Annotated in this window: 18 protein-coding genes; 9 read left to right on the top strand and 9 right to left on the bottom strand. The window is 72.9% G+C overall.

Translation table 11 applies throughout. The features are described 5' to 3' along the window. Window positions 1-133 precede the first annotated feature (133 nt). Window positions 134-1498, bottom strand: a complete 1365-nt coding sequence (locus WAB15_RS27060; RefSeq protein ID WP_407287840.1) for a DUF3152 domain-containing protein — start codon at window positions 1496-1498, stop codon at window positions 134-136. Between the two features lie 8 nt (window positions 1499-1506). Then, window positions 1507-2541, bottom strand: a complete 1035-nt coding sequence (locus tag WAB15_RS27055; RefSeq protein WP_407287839.1) for an alpha/beta fold hydrolase — start codon at window positions 2539-2541, stop codon at window positions 1507-1509. Between the two features lie 184 nt (window positions 2542-2725). Between WAB15_RS27055 and WAB15_RS27050 the strand changes: the two genes are divergently transcribed. The 4 genes from WAB15_RS27050 to WAB15_RS27035 all read left to right on the top strand — a co-directional run bounded on the left by WAB15_RS27050 (window position 2726) and on the right by WAB15_RS27035 (window position 4705). After that, window positions 2726-2944: a hypothetical protein gene (locus WAB15_RS27050; RefSeq protein WP_384439080.1), complete on the top strand. Its 219-nt coding sequence runs from the start codon at window positions 2726-2728 to the stop codon at window positions 2942-2944. Window positions 2945-3092: 148 nt separating this feature from the next. Beyond that, window positions 3093-3734 (top strand): TetR/AcrR family transcriptional regulator, encoded by a 642-nt coding sequence (locus WAB15_RS27045; RefSeq protein WP_384439077.1) that lies wholly within the window; start codon window positions 3093-3095, stop codon window positions 3732-3734. Between the two features lie 140 nt (window positions 3735-3874). Then, the gene (locus tag WAB15_RS27040; RefSeq protein WP_384439074.1) at window positions 3875-4102 is read left to right on the top strand and encodes a DUF3107 domain-containing protein; all 228 of its coding nucleotides are present in this window, start codon (window positions 3875-3877) and stop codon (window positions 4100-4102) included. Between the two features lie 312 nt (window positions 4103-4414). Next, entirely contained in the window at window positions 4415-4705 is a 291-nt protein-coding gene (locus WAB15_RS27035; protein WP_393489111.1) for a hypothetical protein, read from the top strand. Between the two features lie 70 nt (window positions 4706-4775). Here the strand turns inward: WAB15_RS27035 and WAB15_RS27030 are convergent, their stop codons facing one another. Next, complete coding sequence (locus WAB15_RS27030; RefSeq protein ID WP_384490716.1) at window positions 4776-5513, bottom strand: ferritin-like fold-containing protein; 738 nt, start codon at window positions 5511-5513, stop codon at window positions 4776-4778. A 210-nt stretch (window positions 5514-5723) separates the two neighbouring features. Between WAB15_RS27030 and WAB15_RS27025 the strand changes: the two genes are divergently transcribed. Further along, window positions 5724-8156 (top strand): DEAD/DEAH box helicase, encoded by a 2433-nt coding sequence (locus WAB15_RS27025; RefSeq protein ID WP_407287838.1) that lies wholly within the window; start codon window positions 5724-5726, stop codon window positions 8154-8156. 99 nt (window positions 8157-8255) lie between these two features. After that, window positions 8256-9122 (top strand): alpha/beta fold hydrolase, encoded by an 867-nt coding sequence (locus WAB15_RS27020; RefSeq protein WP_407287837.1) that lies wholly within the window; start codon window positions 8256-8258, stop codon window positions 9120-9122. Between the two features lie 20 nt (window positions 9123-9142). On the opposite strand, the gene WAB15_RS27015 is transcribed toward WAB15_RS27020, so the two are convergent. Next, a complete protein-coding gene (locus tag WAB15_RS27015) occupies window positions 9143-10309 on the bottom strand; it encodes a hypothetical protein (protein ID WP_407287836.1) in 1167 nt (388 codons plus the stop codon). Window positions 10310-10466: 157 nt separating this feature from the next. Here WAB15_RS27015 and WAB15_RS27010 point away from each other — a divergent pair, with 157 nt between their 5' ends. Then, window positions 10467-10928: an SRPBCC family protein gene (locus WAB15_RS27010; RefSeq protein WP_407287835.1), complete on the top strand. Its 462-nt coding sequence runs from the start codon at window positions 10467-10469 to the stop codon at window positions 10926-10928. Between the two features lie 42 nt (window positions 10929-10970). Here the strand turns inward: WAB15_RS27010 and WAB15_RS27005 are convergent, their stop codons facing one another. Next, complete coding sequence (locus WAB15_RS27005) at window positions 10971-11900, bottom strand: NYN domain-containing protein (protein ID WP_407287834.1); 930 nt, start codon at window positions 11898-11900, stop codon at window positions 10971-10973. A 201-nt stretch (window positions 11901-12101) separates the two neighbouring features. Here WAB15_RS27005 and WAB15_RS27000 point away from each other — a divergent pair, with 201 nt between their 5' ends. Beyond that, window positions 12102-12254 (top strand): hypothetical protein, encoded by a 153-nt coding sequence (locus WAB15_RS27000; RefSeq protein WP_099871903.1) that lies wholly within the window; start codon window positions 12102-12104, stop codon window positions 12252-12254. A gap of 88 nt (window positions 12255-12342) precedes the next feature. Here the strand turns inward: WAB15_RS27000 and WAB15_RS26995 are convergent, their stop codons facing one another. The 3 genes from WAB15_RS26995 to WAB15_RS26985 form a co-directional block, all read right to left on the bottom strand. After that, on the bottom strand, window positions 12343-12948 hold the full coding sequence (locus WAB15_RS26995) for a MarC family protein (RefSeq protein ID WP_393489635.1): 606 nt from the start codon (window positions 12946-12948) through the stop codon (window positions 12343-12345). A gap of 114 nt (window positions 12949-13062) precedes the next feature. After that, window positions 13063-13917: a PHP domain-containing protein gene (locus tag WAB15_RS26990; protein ID WP_399149675.1), complete on the bottom strand. Its 855-nt coding sequence runs from the start codon at window positions 13915-13917 to the stop codon at window positions 13063-13065. 157 nt (window positions 13918-14074) lie between these two features. Then, window positions 14075-14713: a DUF6758 family protein gene (locus WAB15_RS26985; RefSeq protein ID WP_399149676.1), complete on the bottom strand. Its 639-nt coding sequence runs from the start codon at window positions 14711-14713 to the stop codon at window positions 14075-14077. A 260-nt stretch (window positions 14714-14973) separates the two neighbouring features. Between WAB15_RS26985 and WAB15_RS26980 the strand changes: the two genes are divergently transcribed. After that, window positions 14974-16236 (top strand): MFS transporter, encoded by a 1263-nt coding sequence (locus WAB15_RS26980; RefSeq protein WP_407287833.1) that lies wholly within the window; start codon window positions 14974-14976, stop codon window positions 16234-16236. 105 nt (window positions 16237-16341) lie between these two features. Here WAB15_RS26980 and WAB15_RS26975 read toward each other — a convergent pair whose 3' ends face one another. Beyond that, entirely contained in the window at window positions 16342-16926 is a 585-nt protein-coding gene (locus tag WAB15_RS26975; protein WP_407287832.1) for a suppressor of fused domain protein, read from the bottom strand. Window positions 16927-17041 lie beyond the last annotated feature (115 nt).

Genomic DNA, 17041 nt, shown 5'->3' with positions numbered 1-17041 from the left:
GACGGTTGTCCGTCGCGCCACCGGAAGGGGTGAAAGCACGTAACTTTCCCCACACAAGGGCGTTTCGCCGCGCTATGTGATCGCTACGCCACAGCCCGTAGCGCACGGGCTGTGGCGCGGGACCTCGGTCCGGTCAGCGCTGGGTGGGAAACGGCCAGGAGTTGGGGCGGCAGGTCGCGCCGTCCGTCGTCAGGAACTTCGTCTGCTGCATCATCACCGGAGCCAGCGCGCCCTGCCGGGAGCAGGCCTCGTGGTTGTGGCCGAGCCGGTGGCCGACCTCGTGGTTGATCAGCATCTGGCGGTAGGCGAGCATCTTGTCGGGCCCGTAGGTCTTGGCGCCCTGCGCCCAGCGGTAGGCGTTGATCATGACGCGGTCGGTCGCCGCCGAGTCGCAGGAGACATTGTCCTCGGTGGTGTCGAGACCGGACTTGGCACACCACTTCGCGGTGGTCCCCGGGCTCGCCAGCGTGATCACGAAGTCGGCGGTGCCGGACGCCACCCGCTGGAAGGTCCGCTGCCCGCCGTGTGCCCAACTGCGGTCGTCGTTGAGGGTCTTGTGCACCGCGTCGGCGAACAGCCCGCCGTCCAGCGGCAGTCCCTCCTCGACGTCGACGCGGTAGCGCAGCACCTTGCCGTGGCCCGGCGCCTCGGCGTCGCCGCCGGTCGGCTTGAACCGTCCGCTGCCCGTCAGGTCCGCGGCCAGCGGGAAGACCTGCGTCATCTTCTCGTCGTAACTGGCCGGTTTGGCGTCCTGGGTGGGCCTGGTCTGCGACCGGGAGGCCTCGTCGCCGACGCCTTCGGTGCGGTCGTTGCCGCTGCTGGCCTGCGGGTCGCCGCCGTCCTTGTGCTGTTCGGCGACCTGGCCGGCGATGACGACGGCGAGCACGGTGGTCACCGCCGCTGCGGCGGCGCCGGTGAACGTCCGGCCCTTGCCGCCCTTCCTGGCACCGTCCGGCTCCCGCGCCTCGGAGGCGTCGTCGAACTCCCCGTCCGGGTCCGGGCCGTCGGGGCCGTCGGGCGCGGCGCCCTGCGCGCCCACCGTGTCGATCCCGTCGCGCTCGAAGACCACCGAGCGCCCGGTGAACCGGCCGCCGGGCGGCACCCCGCGCCCGCCGGGCGCTCCCGCCAGGAACACGTCGTCGTCGGCCTCGTACGACGGGCCCTGCGCGTCGAAGGCGTCCAGATACTCGCGGCGCGGGGCCGCGGCGCCGCCCGGTACGGCCATCGGCTGCGTACCGGACATCTCCGCGCGCGGCCGGGGAATCCTGGGCGCGGCCGCTCCGGGCGCCATCGGGGAGGCCGGTGCGGTGGGGAACGCGCCCCAGCCGCCGCCCGGCTCGCGCTGCTCGGGGTGCCCGCCGCGCACCATGTCGCCCTCGATCGGCTCGCGCCTGCGGCGGCCTGAGCCCGGCGGGGGCGTCCGGCCGCCACCGGGCGGCGCGGCCGTCGGCGAAGGGGCTTCGGTCTGCGGCCGGCTACGGCGGCTATGGCGTCCCACGGGGCGTGTCAGCTCCTGCCCGCTTCGGCGGTCACATCGGTCACTTCACAGTCGAGCAGGTCGCGGACGGCCCGCGCGACCGCCTCCGGGTACTCCATCATCGCCACATGCCCCGCCTCCGGAAGCGTCAGCAGTCGCGAATCGCGGAACGCCGCGGCCGCCCGCCGCGCCATCCGGAAGGACACCAGGCGGTCGCGTCCACCGTAGACGAGAAGCGTCGGGGCGAGCACCCGCTCTGCCTGACGCCACAAATTGTGCTGCCCGCCGAGCGTGTAGGAGTTCACCAGAGCCCGCGCCGATCGCTCCATCACCTCCCAGATGTAAGGGAGTTCGAGCCGCCGGGCATATTCGTCGACCGCGGAGTTGAACCCCTCCGGGCTGACCCGTCCGGGGTCGCCGTAGCAGAGCGCCAGCACCTCGCGGGTGCGGCGCTCGGGGGTCCAGTCCCGGGTGAGCCGGCCGAAGAGCCGGCCGGTGCCGGGGACGGCGAGCAGCGCCGTGGGCACCGCGGCCAGCTGCGGGCGCAGCTCGGGCAGCGCCGGCGAGATCAGCGTCAGGGTGCGGACCAGGTCCGGGCGCGCCGCCGCCACACGGGTCGCCACGGCGCCGCCCATGGAGTTGCCGATGAGGTGTACGGGGCCGCGCCCGGCCGCGTCGAGGTAGCGGATGACCACCCGCGCCTGCGCGGAGACGGAGTAGTTGCCGTCGGCGGGCGGCGGCGACTGCCCGAATCCGGGCAGATCGATCGCCTCGCCGTCGACCCGGTCGGCGAGCAGCGGCATCAGACCGGACCAGTTGAGGGAGGAGCCGCCGAGGCCGTGGACGAACAGCGCCGGCTCGCGGCCGGGCCCGGCACCGTCCTCGCCGGCGTCGTCCGCGTCGCCGCCCCGTCCCGCGGGCCGTCCGACCGGCGCCCGCACGGTCAGCGTCAGGCCCGTCAGGGTCACGGTGCGCACCGTCTCCGCCGCGTCGCGCCGACCGGGGCCGGCCGGGGGCACCGGGAGGGCTGCGGTCGCGGTGTCCGGCGACTCGGTCGAAGACATGGAGTCGATGTTACGAGACGATCACGCCCCCGATTGTGTGTTCGCGGTCACACACCGCATCGCGCTGCCGCGGCGCCTCTCCTAGGCTCGTAGGCAAGGGCAGTCGCCCCGAGGCCCTGCTGTCACGCCCGGCACGGGCCGACGAAGCGAGTCCACGAGGAAGTCCGCGAGAAAGGGAGCCACCATGCGCGTCGACCCGACAGACCCGGACACTTTCGAGGACGAGGAAGCCGCCACCGAAATTGACGTGGAGGCTCCGGAAGCGGACGCCGCGGAGCAGTACACCGACCTCTCGCCGCACCGCGACGAGCCGCTGACCGGCGCCGACCCGGACGCGGCGAACGAGGCGGACCGCGCCGAACAGGCCCGCGTGGTGGAACTCAACGAAGACGAATACCGATGACCTGGGGCGTTATGTCGGGTTACGGAAGCCGTACCGGACAGAAATTCTCACCCCGGACCGCGCACAGCCGGGTTACCCAAAAGTACGATGGCGGGCGCGGTGCACCACCTTGTACGGACCGCGTACGGAACGATTTCTGGGAGGCAGCGTGAGCGCCATCGAGCAGACCGAGGCGGCGCGCCCGCGGGGCACACGCCTGCCACGCCGAGCCCGACGCAACCAGCTTCTGGGCGCGGCTCAGGAGGTGTTCGTCGCCCAGGGCTACCACGCGGCCGCCATGGACGACATCGCCGAGCGGGCGGGCGTCAGCAAGCCGGTGCTCTACCAGCACTTCCCGGGCAAGCTGGACCTGTACCTGGCGCTGCTGGACCAGCACTGCGAGGCGCTGCTGCAGTCGGTGCGCTCGGCGCTGGCCTCGACGACCGACAACAAGCAGCGCGTGGCGGCCACGATGGACGCCTACTTCGCGTACGTGGAGGACCCGGGCGGCGCCTTCCGGCTGGTCTTCGAGTCGGACCTGACCAACGAGCCGGCCGTGCGCGAGCGGGTGGACAAGGTGTCCCTGGAGTGCGCGGAGGCCATAAGCGCGGTGATCGCCGAGGACACCGGCCTCTCGCAGGACGAGTCGATGCTGCTCGCCGTGGGACTGGGCGGGGTCTCCCAGGTGGTGGCGCGCTACTGGCTCTCCTCCGGCAGCCAGGTTCCGCGGGACACCGCGGTGCAGCTGCTGACCTCGCTCGCCTGGAAGGGCATCGCGGGCTTCCCCCTGCACGGCAGCGACACGCACTGACCGTGTTCGCTGCTGGCGTGGTCCAGGGCGTCCTGCGCGTCCCCGTACCGGGCTAATGTGTGCTGGGTACAGCGCGGTTTGCCGCGCATCCTCCCCCAGCTGACGCTGGGGACCCCCAGACCGTCGGAGGGACAAAAGCCGTGGAGGTCAAGATCGGCGTGCAGCACGCGCCCCGCGAGATCGTTCTGGAGAGCGGGCAGTCTGCCGAAGAGGTCGAGCGTGCGGTGTCCGACGCGCTGGCCGGCAAGTCGGAGCTGCTGAAGCTGGTGGACGAACACGGCCGCAAGGTCCTGGTCCCGGCGGACCGGCTGGCCTATGTGGAGCTCGGCGAGCCGGCCGGCCGCAAGGTCGGGTTCGGCGCGCTCTGACCCGCGGGGCGCCGGCAGCGGCGTCCGTGAGCGAAGAGACAACAGGGGGCGGTGGCCCGGAGGTTCTCCGGGCGCCGTCCCCTTCTCCGTTTGGGTTCCAGACCGGTTCCGTTTCCGGTTCCGGTTCCGGATTTCCGCAGATCAGGCCGTTCGGGGCGACCCGGCTGCGCTGATCAGGCAGGGGACCCGCGACGGGAGGGTTGCTGTCGCCGCCCCCTGGGTACGACCGCCTACGACCGATTTGTTCGTCCGATCGGCACCGCGCCCACGAGTGTGGGCACGCGGGCATACCGGCACGCGGGAGGGAACAGCATGATCTGGGAAGCGCTCGGAGCCGTGTTCATCGGCCTGGCCATCGCCCTGTCCGCCGTGCGCTGGCTGCCCGACCGCTTCCCCGCGCGCACCCTCACGCTGGCGACGGGCCCGGTGGCGGCGCTGCTCGGCGCCCTGCTGACCCGCTCGATCCTCGGCCCCGGGTACCCCGTGCAGGTGCTCCTCGCCGCGGTCGCGGTGGGTGCGGCGCTGCTCTCGGTCGTGGCGCGTCCGCCGCGCCACCGTCTTCGGCGGCCGGCCGCGCCGCTGAAGGGGCACCGGACGGCCTGAGCCGCCCGGCGCCGCCGTCGGCGGGTCTAAGGCACGCGAGCCCACGGAGATCCGAAAGAAGCGCCCTGGGTCAGGCCGCGAGCCCCAGCGCCGCCATCCGCTTGGTGTGCGCCTCGGTGATCCGGGAGAACATCCGGCCCACCTCGGCCAGGTCGAAGCCGTCGGCCACCCCGCCCACCAGCATCGTCGAGAGCGAGTCGCGGTCCGCGACGACCCGCTGCGCCTGCGAGAGCGCCTCGCCCATCAGCCGCCGCGCCCACAGCGCCAGCCGCCCGCCGACCCGCGGTTCGGCCTCGATGGCCGCGCGCACCTTCTCGACGGCGAAGGACGCGTGCCCGGTGTCGTCCAATACGGCCAGCACCAGATCGCGGGTGTCGGAGTCGAGCCTCGCCGCGACCTCGCGGTAGAAGTCACTGGCGATCGAATCGCCGACGTACGCCTTGACCAGGCCCTCCAGCCAGTCCGACGGCGCCGTCTGGCGGTGGAACTCGTCCAGGGCGGCGGCGAACGGCTCCATGGCCTCGTTCGGCTCCGCCTCGATCTGCGCGAGCCGCTCCCGCAGCCGCTCGAAGTGGTGGAACTCGGCCGAGGCCATCTTGGCCAGTTCGGCCTTGTCGTCCATCGTCGGCGCGAGCTTGGCGTCCTCCGCCAGGCGCTCGAAGGCGGACAGCTCGCCGTATGCGAGCGCGCCGAGCAGGTCGATCACGGCGGCCCGGTACTGCGGGTCGGCGGATGCCTGCACCCAGTTCTGGGCGGCGATCCCGGTGAGTTCTTGCGCGTCAGCGGCGGCGTTGTCAGGCGTTCCCATGACCGGCACAATAGCCCGCCGGACGGCCGGGGGAAGGCCCCTGGTCAGCCACTTCCGTCCGGCCGTGGAAACGTCGTGCGGGCCGCGGGCGAGCACCGCGCCCCGACGTGATGTATTCCTCACTCATACAAGCCTTCGGATGGGTACGCGCTATCCGGGGTACAGTGGTATTGGACCTGCCGGTAACCGGTGGGTCGTTCCACGAAGCGGATGCCCGGTCGGTGGCCCGATCGGCTCCAAACCGACCGCCCTCCCCGCGGCGCGTACGAGAGATACGCACAGCAGGAGGGACACCGCTCGCGGCAGGAGTGCCTGAGCGTTGGCAGTGGTCCCGCCCCATCGGCCGTCATCAGGTCGACCCGTACGAACCCGTACGACGGAGCGGTACGACCCCCTTCGCCGCCTCACGCCGCGTCTCACAGAAGAGGCAAGATTCTGTCTACGTTCCGAGACCTCGGGATTTTCCCCGAGACGGCCGAGGCCCTGGAGGCCGTCGGCATCATCTCCCCCTTTCCCATCCAGGAGCTGACGCTCCCCGTCGCCCTCTCCGGCAACGACGTCATCGGCCAGGCCAAGACCGGCACGGGCAAGACCCTGGGCTTCGGCCTGCCGCTCATCGAGCGCGTCACGGTCCCCGCGGACGTCGAGGCGGGCCGCTCGCGGCCCGAGCAGCTGACCGAGGCGCCGCAGGCCCTCGTCGTCGTCCCGACGCGCGAGCTGTGCCAGCAGGTCACCAACGACCTGCTCACCGCCGGCAAGGTCCGTAATGTCCGGGTCCTGGCGATCTACGGCGGCCGGGCCTACGAGCCGCAGGTCGAGGCGCTGAAGAAGGGCGTCGACGTGGTCGTCGGCACGCCCGGCCGGCTGCTGGACCTCGCGGGCCAGAAGAAGCTGGACCTCTCGCAGGTGCGCACCCTCGTCCTGGACGAGGCCGACGAGATGCTCGACCTGGGCTTCCTGCCCGACGTCGAGAAGATCATCCAGCTGCTGCCGGCCAAGCGGCAGACCATGCTGTTCTCCGCGACCATGCCCGGCCAGGTCATCTCCCTGGCCCGCCGCTACATGTCGCAGCCCACGCACATCCGCGCCACCGCGCCGGACGACGAGGGCCAGACGGTCGCCAACATCTCCCAGCACATCTTCCGCGCGCACTCCATGGACAAGCCGGAGATGGTCTCGCGGATACTGCAGGCCGAGGGCCGTGGTCTGGCGATGGTCTTCTGCCGTACGAAGCGGACCGCCGCCGACATCGCCGACCAGCTCTCCCGGCGCGGCTTCGCGTCCGGTGCGGTGCACGGCGACCTCGGCCAGGGCGCCCGCGAGCAGGCGCTGCGCGCCTTCCGCAACGGCAAGGTCGACGTCCTGGTCTGCACCGACGTCGCCGCCCGCGGCATCGACGTCGAGGGTGTGACGCATGTCATCAACTACCAGTCCCCCGAGGACGAGAAGACCTACCTGCACCGCATCGGTCGCACCGGCCGCGCGGGCAACAAGGGCACCGCGATCACCCTCGTCGACTGGGACGACATCCCGCGCTGGAAGCTGATCAACAAGGCGCTGGACCTGCCGTTCGACGAGCCGGAGGAGACCTACTCCACCTCGCCGCACCTGTACGAGCAGCTGCACATCCCCCAGGGCACCAAGGGTGTGCTGCCGCGCGCCGAGCGCACCCGGGCCGGGCTCGCGGCCGAAGAGGTCGAGGACCTGGGCGAGACCGGCGGCCGCGGCCGCGGCTCCCGCCGGGGCGGTGCCGTGACGGAGGAGCGCCCGCCGCGCACCCGTACACCGCGTCAGCGTCGCCGCACCCGCGGCGGCGCAGAGCTGGACGGCCCGGCCACCCCTGAGGCGCAGGGAACCGGGTCGCCGGCCGCCGAGGACGCCCCGGCCGCCGAGGGACCGCGTCAGCCGCGTCGTCGTCGGCGTACGCGCTCGGGTCAGTCCGCCGCGGCGGCGACCCCGGTCGCGGTGGTCACCGAGGCTGCGGAAGCCGCCGCCGTGGTGACCGAGGCTCCGGCCGAGCCCGCCAAGCCGCGTCGGCGCCGTACCCGGGCCGCCCGTCCGGTGGCCACGGAGACCTTCCAGACCGTCGAGACCGCAGCGATCGCGCTCGCCGCGGCGCAGGCCTCGGCGGTCGCCGCCGAGACCGCCGTGGTGACGGAGGCCGTCGAGGCACCCGCCGCACCGCGCCGCCGCACCCGCAGCACCGCCAAGGCCGCCGCCGAGACGGCACCGGTCGTGGTGGCGGAGACCGCGGACGCCGTGGTGGACGCGGCACCGGCCAAGCCGAAGCGGACCCGCAAGACGGCCGCCGCCAAGGCCGCCGAGGCCGCGGTGGACACCGCCGAGGCACCGGCGAAGCCCAAGCGGACCCGCAAGGCCGCCGCGGCCGAGCCCGCCACCGAGGCCGCTGCGGACACCGTCGAGGCACCCGCCAAGCCCAAGCGCACCCGGAAGACTGCTGCCGCCAAGGCCGCCGAGGCCGCGGTGGACACCGCCGAGGCACCGGCGAAGCCCAAGCGGACCCGCAAGGCCGCCGCGGCCGAGCCCGCCGCCGAGGCCGCTGCGGACACCGCCGAGGCCAAGCCGGTCCGCCGCCGGACCCGTGCCAAGGCGGCCGCCGCCGAGGCGACGCCCGAGAGCTGACGCTCGATTCCCCCCGACGACCCGGCCCCGCTCCCCGCGGGTGCCGGGTCGTCGGCGTCCCGCCCCGGTTTCGCGGCCCGGCCCGGATAACCTCGTGGCATGAGCAGGCCGCCGACCCTCACGCTGCCCCCGTGCGCCCACGCATACCGACTCGACACCGAGCGCGGGGCGTTCGCCGTACACGACGCCCGCCCCGACGGCGCACCGATCGGGACGGCCTTGCTGGTGCCCGGGTTCACCGGCAGCAAGGAGGACTTCATCGCCCTGCTGGCGCCGCTGGCCGCGGCGGGGTTCCGGGCGGTCGCGGTGGACGGCCGCGGCCAGCACGAGTCCCCCGGACCGCGCGAGGAACAGGCTTATGTGCAAAGGGAGTTGGCCCTTGACGTGCTGGCCCAGGCGCGGGCCGTGCACGGTCCCGGAAGCGGCCCGCTGCATCTGCTGGGGCACTCGCTGGGCGGGCTGATCACCCGGGCCGCCGTGCTCCTGGACGCCGCCCCGTTCCGCTCGCTGACCGTGCTCAGCTCCGGGCCCGCGGCCATCGAGGCCGCCCAGCAGGCCCGGGTGCGGCTGTTGATCCAGGCGCTGGGCTCGCTCGACATGGAGAGCGTCTGGCGGGCGATGCGCGAGCTGGATCCTCCGGAGGCGGCGGACTCCGCCACGCCCCCGGAGATCGGCGCGTTCCTGCACCGCCGCTGGCTGAACACCGTCCCCGAGCAGCTGATCGCGACCGGCCGTCAGATGCTGGAGGAGCCCGACCGGGTGGCGGAGCTGGCCGGTACGGGGCTGGCCACGCATGTGGTCTCCGGGTCCGTCGACTACGCCTGGCCGGTGCCGTGGATGGACGCGATGGCCGAGCGGCTCGCCGCTCACCGCAGCGTCATCGAGGGCGCGGAGCACTCCCCCAACGCCGAGCGCCCGGAGAAGACGGCCGAGGCGCTGACGGGGTTCTGGAGCGGAGTGGGCTGAGGGGCCGGGGCGGACCCGCCCTATCCCGTCGGCCCGGCCGCGGGTCCGGGGTTGGCGGACGGCGCCGCCGCGCCCGGCCCGCGGACGCCGGCCAGCAGCGCCTGCCCCTGTTTGTCGACGAACTGCGTGAAGACCTGCTGCGAATACCCGAAGACGATGGCCCAGGCGATGATCTGGGCCGACGAGTCCAGGGCGGTCAGACCGGGGACGAACCCGCCGCGCATCAGCAGCAGCCCGAGCACCGCCGTCAGCGCACCGGTCGGCAGCTTCAGCCACGCCAGGGCCACGGGCACGTTGTAGGGGGTGGCGGTGCCGCTGATGCGGCGCAGCGCCGAGGCGGCGGCGATGGCGGCGGCCAGCAGCCCGACGATCTCCAGGACCAGGTAGTTGGCCTCGATCGCGGGCAGCTCCGCGATGCTGCCGGGCACCTCGGCGGCCTTGAGGCCACCGCTGCTGGACACCGGGCAGACGGTGGTGAACGTACGGCCTCTGCCGCCCGCACCGGCCGGTGTCTCCGGCGTGAAGCACGGGGGCACCACGGTCGGGAAGAAGAAGCCGAGCACGCCGACGAGCACCGCGAGGAACCCCAGCGCGGCGGACACGTGCTTCACGATGCGCACGAAGCTGCCGACGCGCAGCCGGTCACGCAGCGCCAGGAGCCGGGCGACGTTCACCGCGTCGATGATCGCCTCGACGTCCGCCTGGGTCGGGGGGCGCTTGGCCGTCTCCTTCCCGATGTCCTCGACCTTCATCCGCCGGGGATCCTTCACCTGCAACTGCTCCCGGACGAGCGCGATCAGCCCCGGCAGGAGCGGGGTGACCTCTTCCGGTTCGATCATGCGCAGGAGCAGGTCGCGGGCTCCGTCGAGATGGATCTGCGCCACACTCAGATGCGCTCCGACCAGGTGGCCGGGGTGCTGCGCGTGGCTGAGCTTCTCCCGCGCCTCGTCGAGTTCGGCGCGGACGTCGTCGGCGAGCCGCGCCTTGTCGGGCTGGAGCGGCTTGGTCTCCAGCAGCGCTTCGAGCTCGTTGATACCGGCGCGGATCACCTCGCGCAGCTCCCACGAGCCCTCCTCCCACTTCATCTCGCGGCAGCGCCGCCGCCGGCCGCGCCACCACTCGACGGGATGCCGGAAGAGGGAGACCCCGGAATCGAAGCGGGGTGCGGGCGGCTGCCGATCGCTCATGCAGACGACCGTCGCAGCTGCCGGCGCGGCGCGCGCGGCAGGGATGCGCCGTCCGGACTAGAACGTGTCGTGGGCGCGGGCCGGTTCGGCGAGCATCGCAGAAGGCGGGCGGCCACCGGCGCCCGGCCGGCACCGGCTTCGTACGAAGGGCCCGACCATGACCGACACTTCCGGGGACGACCCGCACGGCATCGCGCTCAACCGGACCTTCGACGCCCGGCGCGAGCTGGTCTTCGAGGCCTGGACGCGGCCCGAGCACTTCGCGTACTGGTTCGGCGGGGACGTGCCGGTGCCGGCCGACCGGGTGGCGATGGATGTCCGGCCGGGCGGGACCTGGAGTCTGGTGATGCGCACTCCGGACGGCGGTGAGCTGCCGTTCTCCGGTGTGTACCGCGAGGTCGTGCCGCCCGAGCGGCTGGAGTTCACGATCGCGGACGAGTCCGCGCCGCGCGGCGCCGAGGGCGAACTCGTACGGGTGACCCTGACCGAGACCGGCGACCGTACGGAGATGGCCTTCCGGCAGCTCGGCGGCAACCTCACCAGCGAGCAGTACCAGCAGGCCGAGGCGGGCTGGTCGGGCTTCTTCGACCGGCTGGCCGAGCTCCTCGCCAGGAGCTGAGCGGCCTGGCGCCGGGGCCGGGCCGGTCCCGGCGGTGTCCGGCTAGAACTGCGCCTGGACGTGCTCCCAGAAGCCGTCCCGCAGCACCCGGCGCAGATCGGCGTGGCCGCGCAGGGAGTGCCGCAGCAGCGCCTCCGCGGCGGTCAGCAGCTCCTGGTCGACGGTGCCGGGCAGATACGGGTGGCCGGGCAGGAGTTCGGCCACCCGGTCGCGGCCCCGCTCCGACAGCCACTGCGCGGCGACCCGGGCCCCGACGAAGCGGACCTCCTCGCGGCTGGGCGCCGGCCCCTCGGCCGCGGTCTGCTCCAGATATTCGGCGCCGGTCCGGCGGGTGACGTACGGCTTGCAGAAGTCCAGGTCGAAGATGCGCGCGCTGTCGACCTCCCACAGCAGCGGCTCGGCCTGGTTGCGGCCGCCCGGCGCCTCGATCCCCCACAGGTGCACCCGCGCGCCGTAGCCCTGCGCCGCCTCGACCGCGGAGACCAGGTCCTCGTCGCCGCCGATGAGCACCGCGTCGCTGATCGCGCGATGCCGGGCCAGCGACTCCAGGTCGGAGCGGATCAGCGAGTCGACGCCCTTCTGCTGGTTGTTGGCGTTGAGGTTGCCGAGCCTGACCTTGACGTCGGGCAGCTCGGCGATGCGCTGCTGGTCCTGGGTGTGCAGCCGGCGGCGGGCGCCGTCGTACCAGTAGACACGCAGCAGCCGGCTGTCCGGGAAGATCGTCCGGGCCTTGTCGATGAACGCCTCGATGATCCCCTCGGCGTCCAGCTCGAAGCCCTTGCGGTCCTCCGTGCCGGCCACCAGCTTGCCCACCGCGGCGTAGACATAGCCGGCGTCCACGAAGGCGGCGTGGGTCGACGGCGTGGTGGCGGTGGCCTGGGCGAGCACCCGGGTGAGCAGCTCGTTGGTGCGCTCGATCCCTGCGGCGAGCGCGGCGAGGTCGGTGGGGCCCGTGGGCCGGACGTCGTTCATACGGGACCCATTGTCCGGGCGGCCGGACGGCGGGCACAAGCGCGCTTCGCACCAGTACTTAGACCGTCAAAATTTTTCTTTAGCGTAGGGAATGATTGCAGGGTGCGGGTCGTTGTACCCATACGGAACGCCTGGCAGCGAAGCCGTGCGATCCACACCATTCAGTTCTCCGCAGGAGGATCAGACGAAGGGAGAAGCCGTATGCGCTTCGAGATCATGCGCCTGGACGATGTCGACGGCACCGCCGTGGACAGCACCGTCGTGGACGCCGCCTCCGTCAACCGGATCGTGCAGCAGGCCGCCGCCATAGGCCAGCGCATCTACATCCGCCCGGCCGACACCGCCGCCCGTTAACACCGACGCCCGCTGATACACACACGGCGGCGCCCCCGTACGAACACGTCGTACGGGGGCGCCGCCGCGTCCGAAGGGGCCCGGGGGGTCAGGCGCCCTCGATGACCTGCAGCACGCCGTTGATGATCTGCTGCACGGCGAGCGCGGAGAGCATCATGCCCGCCAGCCGGGTCACCAGGACCACCCCGCCGTCCTTGATCACACGGATGATCACCAGCGAGAACCGCATCACCAGATACAGCACGACGTGGATCGCCGCGATCGCCGCCCACACGGAGAGCTGCGCCGCGAAACCGTGCGCATGCTGCACCGCGAGGATCACCGACACGATCGCGCCGGGCCCGGCCAGCAGCGGCATGCCCAGCGGCACCAGCGCCACATTGACGTCCTTGGTCTGGGTCGGCTCCTCCGACTTGCCGGTCAGCAGGTCCAGGGCGACCAGCAGGAGCAGCAGCCCGCCCGCGATCATCAGCGCGGGCGTCGAGATGTGCAGCCGGCCCAGGATCTGGCGGCCGAAGAGTCCGAAGACGGCGATGACGCAGAAGGCGACGGTCGCCGCCTGCCAGGCCATCCGGCGCTGCACCTTGGCCGGTCGGCCGGAGGTCAGGGCCAGGAAGATCGGGGTGATCCCCGGAGGGTCCATGATCACAAAAAGCGTGACAAAGAGGGTACTGAAGACAGCGATGTCGAACACGTTGAAGGCCTTGCGGAAGGTGGTACGGACGAGCGGACAGCGGGCCGGCGCGGCGCGCACGGGCCCACGAGGGAAGGCGCGCACGGGCCCGTAGGGGAAGGGAGCGGGCCGCCCTCAGCCGCCCGTGCCGGGAACGGGGAAGGCGCCGGTCGCACGGCGCACGATCTCGCCGTAGATCTCCGGGTCGGTGGTGCAGTCGCCCAGGCCGCAGGTCTTGCGGCTGCCGTGGTAGTCGCTGGAGCCGGTGGTCAGCAGACCCAGGTCGGCGCCGATCGCGCGCAGTCGCGCCCGGGTCGGCTCGTCGTGCTCCATGTGATCGACCTCGATGCCGTCGAGGCCGGCCGCGGCCAGCTCGGCTATCGCGCCCTCGGGGACGCAGTGGCCGCGCTTGACGGCCAGCGGGTGCGCGAAGACGGTGACCCCGCCCGCGGCCTTGACCAGCCGGATCGCGTCGAACGGGTCGAGCTCGTGCTTCTCCACGTACGCCCGGCCGTCGTTGGCGAGCCACTGCGGGGTGAAGGCGTCGGAGACGGAGCCGACGACGCCGAGGTCGACGAGGGCGGTGGCGATGTGCGGCCGCCCCACGGCGCCGTCCCCGGCGATCCGCGCGACCTGCTCCCAGGTGATCGGCACGCCGAGGTCGCGCAGCTTGGCGACCATGCCCTGGGCGCGCGGCACCCGGTCGTCGCGCACCAGCTCCCGCTCGCGGGCGAGTTCCGGCTCCTCGGGGTCGAAGAGGTAGGCGAGCATGTGCAGGCTCACCCCGTCGAGCCGGCAGGAGAGTTCCGCGCCGGTGACCAGCGTCAGCCCGGCGGGCAGCGCCGCCCGCGCCGCGGCGTGGCCGGCGACGGTGTCGTGATCGGTCAGCGCGACGACGTCCAGTCCGGCGGCGGCCGCGTTGCGCACCAGCTCGGCGGGGGTGTCCGTACCGTCGGAGGCCGTGGAGTGGGTGTGCAGATCGATGCGCACGACGCGGACTCCAGACTGCTGCGGGACGGACGCGGGGCCGTGGCCCGGGAGGAACACCGGACGCGAGGACACCGCAGGGGACCTCAGAAGGATAACCGGGCGGCCGGACGGCTCCGGCGCCCGAGCACCGGCGGGGCGACTCGGCGGGGCCGCGCCCTCAGCCCAGAATCCGCGGCGACAGCGCCCCGCACGGCAGCAGGTCCACCTCGGCGCCCGCCTCGCGCAGATCGGTCAGCACCAGCTCGTCGTACATCAGCATCCCGGCCTGCTCGGGCCAGGCGATCGCCCACAGCCACAGCCCGCGCGCCTCGCCGGCGAAGACCGCACGGTCCGCCGGCGCACCGTCGACGTGCCACAGCGGCGTCGGGCGGCCGGCCGCGAGCACCTTGCCGTGCGGCGATTGATCCACGCGCATATGGGGGCCGGGGTCCGGGCCGTCGATACCGGCGTAGCGCGCCCCCAGGCCGACGCCCAGTTCCTCGGCGATCAAAAGGAGTTCACCGGGGCCGCCCAGCGGTCCGGGGCCCGTGCAGGCCACCGCGGTCGCCCTGCCTCCGCTGCGGTCGTCGCCCGCGCACGCCACGCCGGTGAACAGCCAGCCCACCGGCAGCGGCCAGGGCATCCACACGGGCACCTGCGCGCGGTGCACGACAACGCCGAGCGCCTCGACGCTCGGCGGGACGACCGGCTGGAGCGGATGCACGGTGCCGTGTGCGGAGCACTGCCAGGTGTCGGAGAAGAGACCGGGCGCCCGCACCCGGCCTCCGCACTTCGGGCAACTGGGTTCGCCCCTCATAAGGACCAACGGTCCTCCTGGCCCGCCGTCGCGTCAAGGACGATCACTCGACCGGTGTGCCCCGAATCACGTACCCAGCCCCGCAATTGACCGCATCGTGAGACCCGCCCGCCCCACCGGAAAAGTAGTTGCGCCTTGCACTCTTTAGCTGGACTAACTTAATATGTGTAAACGTCAACGATCTCGGCACGGCCGCCCGCCGGCCGCCGCGGACCGGGGACCGGGGACGGACAACCGGCGACGGAGAGGGGAACCGCGGCATGAGCGGCACGAAGAGCGGCGGCCACGGCGGCGGCGCGGACGATCCGTTCCAGGAGGGCACCCCGTCCCTGCTGCGCCAGCCGAAGGCCGTATGGGCCACGGCGGGCGCCTCGGTCGTGGCCTTCATGGGCATCGGCCTCGTCGACCCGATCCTGCCCTCGATCGCCCGGGGCCTGCGGGCCACCCCCAGCCAGGTCTCCCTCCTGTTCACCTCCTACTTCCTGATCACCGCGGTCGCGATGCTGATCACCGGCTTCGTCTCCAGCCGCATCGGCGGCCGCCGGACGCTGCTCGCCGGCCTGGCGCTGGTGGTGGTCTTCGCGGCGCTCTCCGGGATGTCCGGGTCGGTGGGCGAACTGGTCGGCTTCCGGGCCGGCTGGGGCCTGGGCAACGCCCTGTTCGTCTCCACGTCGCTGGCGGTCATCGTGGGCGCGGCGACGGGCGGATCCACCGCGGCGATCCTGCTGTACGAGTCCGCCCTCGGCCTCGGTATGGCCTGCGGGCCGCTGCTCGGCGCGGTCCTCGGCGACCTGAAGTGGCGCTACCCGTTCTTCGGCACCGCGGCCCTGATGGCCGTCGGCTTCCTCGCCGTCACGGCCTTCCTCAAGGAGCAGCCCGGGCCGGCCCGGAAGACCGGGCTCCTCGACCCCGTGCGGGCGCTCGGCCACGGCGGCCTGGCCTCCGCCGCCGCCTCGGCCTTCTTCTACAACTACGCCTTCTTCACGGTGCTGGCCTTCACCCCGTTCGTGCTCGACATGTCCCCCTACGGGTCGGGGGGCGTCTTCTTCGCCTGGGGTGCGCTGCTCGCGGTGTTCTCGGTGCTCGTGGCACCCCGGCTGCAGCACCGCTTCGGCTCGCTGAAGGTGCTGGGCGCCTCGCTGGTCCTGTTCGCCGTCGACCTGATCGTGCTGGGCTACGGCGACCACACCACCGCCATCGTCTGCACGGTCCTGTCCGGTGCCCTCATCGGCCTGAACAACACCGTGTTCACCGAACTGGCACTGGGCGTCTCGCCCGTGCCGCGCCCGGTGGCCGGCGCCGGCTACAACTTCGTGCGGTGGTTCGCCGCGGCGGCCGCGCCGTTCCTCGCGCCCAAGATCGAGGAGTGGACCGACGTCCACCTCCCCTTCGTGATCGCGGCCGCCGCGGCGCTGACCGGCGCCGGCATCGTCGCCGTCCGCCGACGGGCGCTGACGATCGGGGCCGAGGAGCCCCGGCCCCGGCACACCGCGCAGGACGGGGCCACGGTCGTCGCCGGCTGAGAAGGGCCGGGCCATCGGACGGCCTGACGAAGGGAACTGACGCCCCGTCCGCGTCCGGCGGACCGACGGGGCGACGGGACGGCCGCCGCGCCGCCGCCCGCCGGTTCAGTCGAGCGGTACGCCGCTGCGCAGCGGATCCCGCAGGTCCGTGCCGTGCCTCAGCCAGCGCTCCCGGAGGGCCTCGGCACCGTGCACCCGCTTCCAGGCGGCCTCGTTGGGCGTCATCGGCAGCAGCGGGAGGAAGCGGACCGGCTCCATCGGCTCGTCCAGCTCCAGGTCCTCGATCAGACCGCCGGGCTCCGCCACCAGCACCGAGGTGAACGCCGCGCCCGGCCACAGCGGCTCCCCCACGTCCAGCGAGGCACCCGGCGCCACGACCACCCCTTCGACCTGCGGGGACGCGGCCAGCACGGCGAGCGGCCGGAGCACCTTGTCGGTGTCCGCGCGGCCGCCCCGTACGGACAGGACGAGTTCGGCGCGCGGGCCGCGCAGCGGGTCGGCCAGCACGACCGTGGGGTCGGCCATCGGCTGGGCGGACATCCCGAGCGTGGCGTACCTCACCACCCCGTCGTCCGCGAAGCGGAGCACCTCGATGCGGTCGGTCCCCAGGAACGTGACCGCGGCGCGCGCGTCCGGCTCGCCCAGGCTCGTACGCAACCGGGCTTCGACCAGCTCAAGAACGTCAGACATGTCGCGAGCATAGGGCCGGCCCCTCGCCCGGCCCGCGCCGCGCCCCTGCACTCCGTTGGCGCAGGGGAGAGTCCGATACCCACCGAAAGGTGGCCGCGCCGCGGCTCAACGGTTC

Source organism: Streptomyces sirii (genome assembly GCF_045690365.1).
Classification (GTDB): Bacteria; Actinomycetota; Actinomycetes; order Streptomycetales; family Streptomycetaceae; genus Streptomyces; species Streptomyces sirii.
Note: the sequence above shows the minus strand (reverse complement) of the source record. Positions and strands in the feature narration are given on the sequence as shown.

Bases quoted from the DNA above. Each gene is read 5' to 3' on its own strand.
- WAB15_RS27055 (WP_407287839.1), bottom strand. From the start codon at position 2,541: ATGTCTTCGACCGAGTCGCCGGACACCGCGACCGCAGCCCTCCCGGTG.
- WAB15_RS27050 (WP_384439080.1), top strand. From the start codon at position 2,726: ATGCGCGTCGACCCGACAGACCCGGACACTTTCGAGGACGAGGAAGCC.
- WAB15_RS27035 (WP_393489111.1), top strand. From the start codon at position 4,415: ATGATCTGGGAAGCGCTCGGAGCCGTGTTCATCGGCCTGGCCATCGCC.
- WAB15_RS27030 (WP_384490716.1), bottom strand. From the start codon at position 5,513: ATGGGAACGCCTGACAACGCCGCCGCTGACGCGCAAGAACTCACCGGG.
- WAB15_RS27025 (WP_407287838.1), top strand. From the start codon at position 5,724: ATGCCCGGTCGGTGGCCCGATCGGCTCCAAACCGACCGCCCTCCCCGC.
- WAB15_RS27020 (WP_407287837.1), top strand. From the start codon at position 8,256: ATGAGCAGGCCGCCGACCCTCACGCTGCCCCCGTGCGCCCACGCATAC.
- WAB15_RS27015 (WP_407287836.1), bottom strand. From the start codon at position 10,309: ATGAGCGATCGGCAGCCGCCCGCACCCCGCTTCGATTCCGGGGTCTCC.
- WAB15_RS27010 (WP_407287835.1), top strand. From the start codon at position 10,467: ATGACCGACACTTCCGGGGACGACCCGCACGGCATCGCGCTCAACCGG.
- WAB15_RS27005 (WP_407287834.1), bottom strand. From the start codon at position 11,900: ATGAACGACGTCCGGCCCACGGGCCCCACCGACCTCGCCGCGCTCGCC.
- WAB15_RS27000 (WP_099871903.1), top strand. From the start codon at position 12,102: ATGCGCTTCGAGATCATGCGCCTGGACGATGTCGACGGCACCGCCGTG.
- WAB15_RS26985 (WP_399149676.1), bottom strand. From the start codon at position 14,713: ATGAGGGGCGAACCCAGTTGCCCGAAGTGCGGAGGCCGGGTGCGGGCG.
- WAB15_RS26980 (WP_407287833.1), top strand. From the start codon at position 14,974: ATGAGCGGCACGAAGAGCGGCGGCCACGGCGGCGGCGCGGACGATCCG.
- WAB15_RS26975 (WP_407287832.1), bottom strand. From the start codon at position 16,926: ATGTCTGACGTTCTTGAGCTGGTCGAAGCCCGGTTGCGTACGAGCCTG.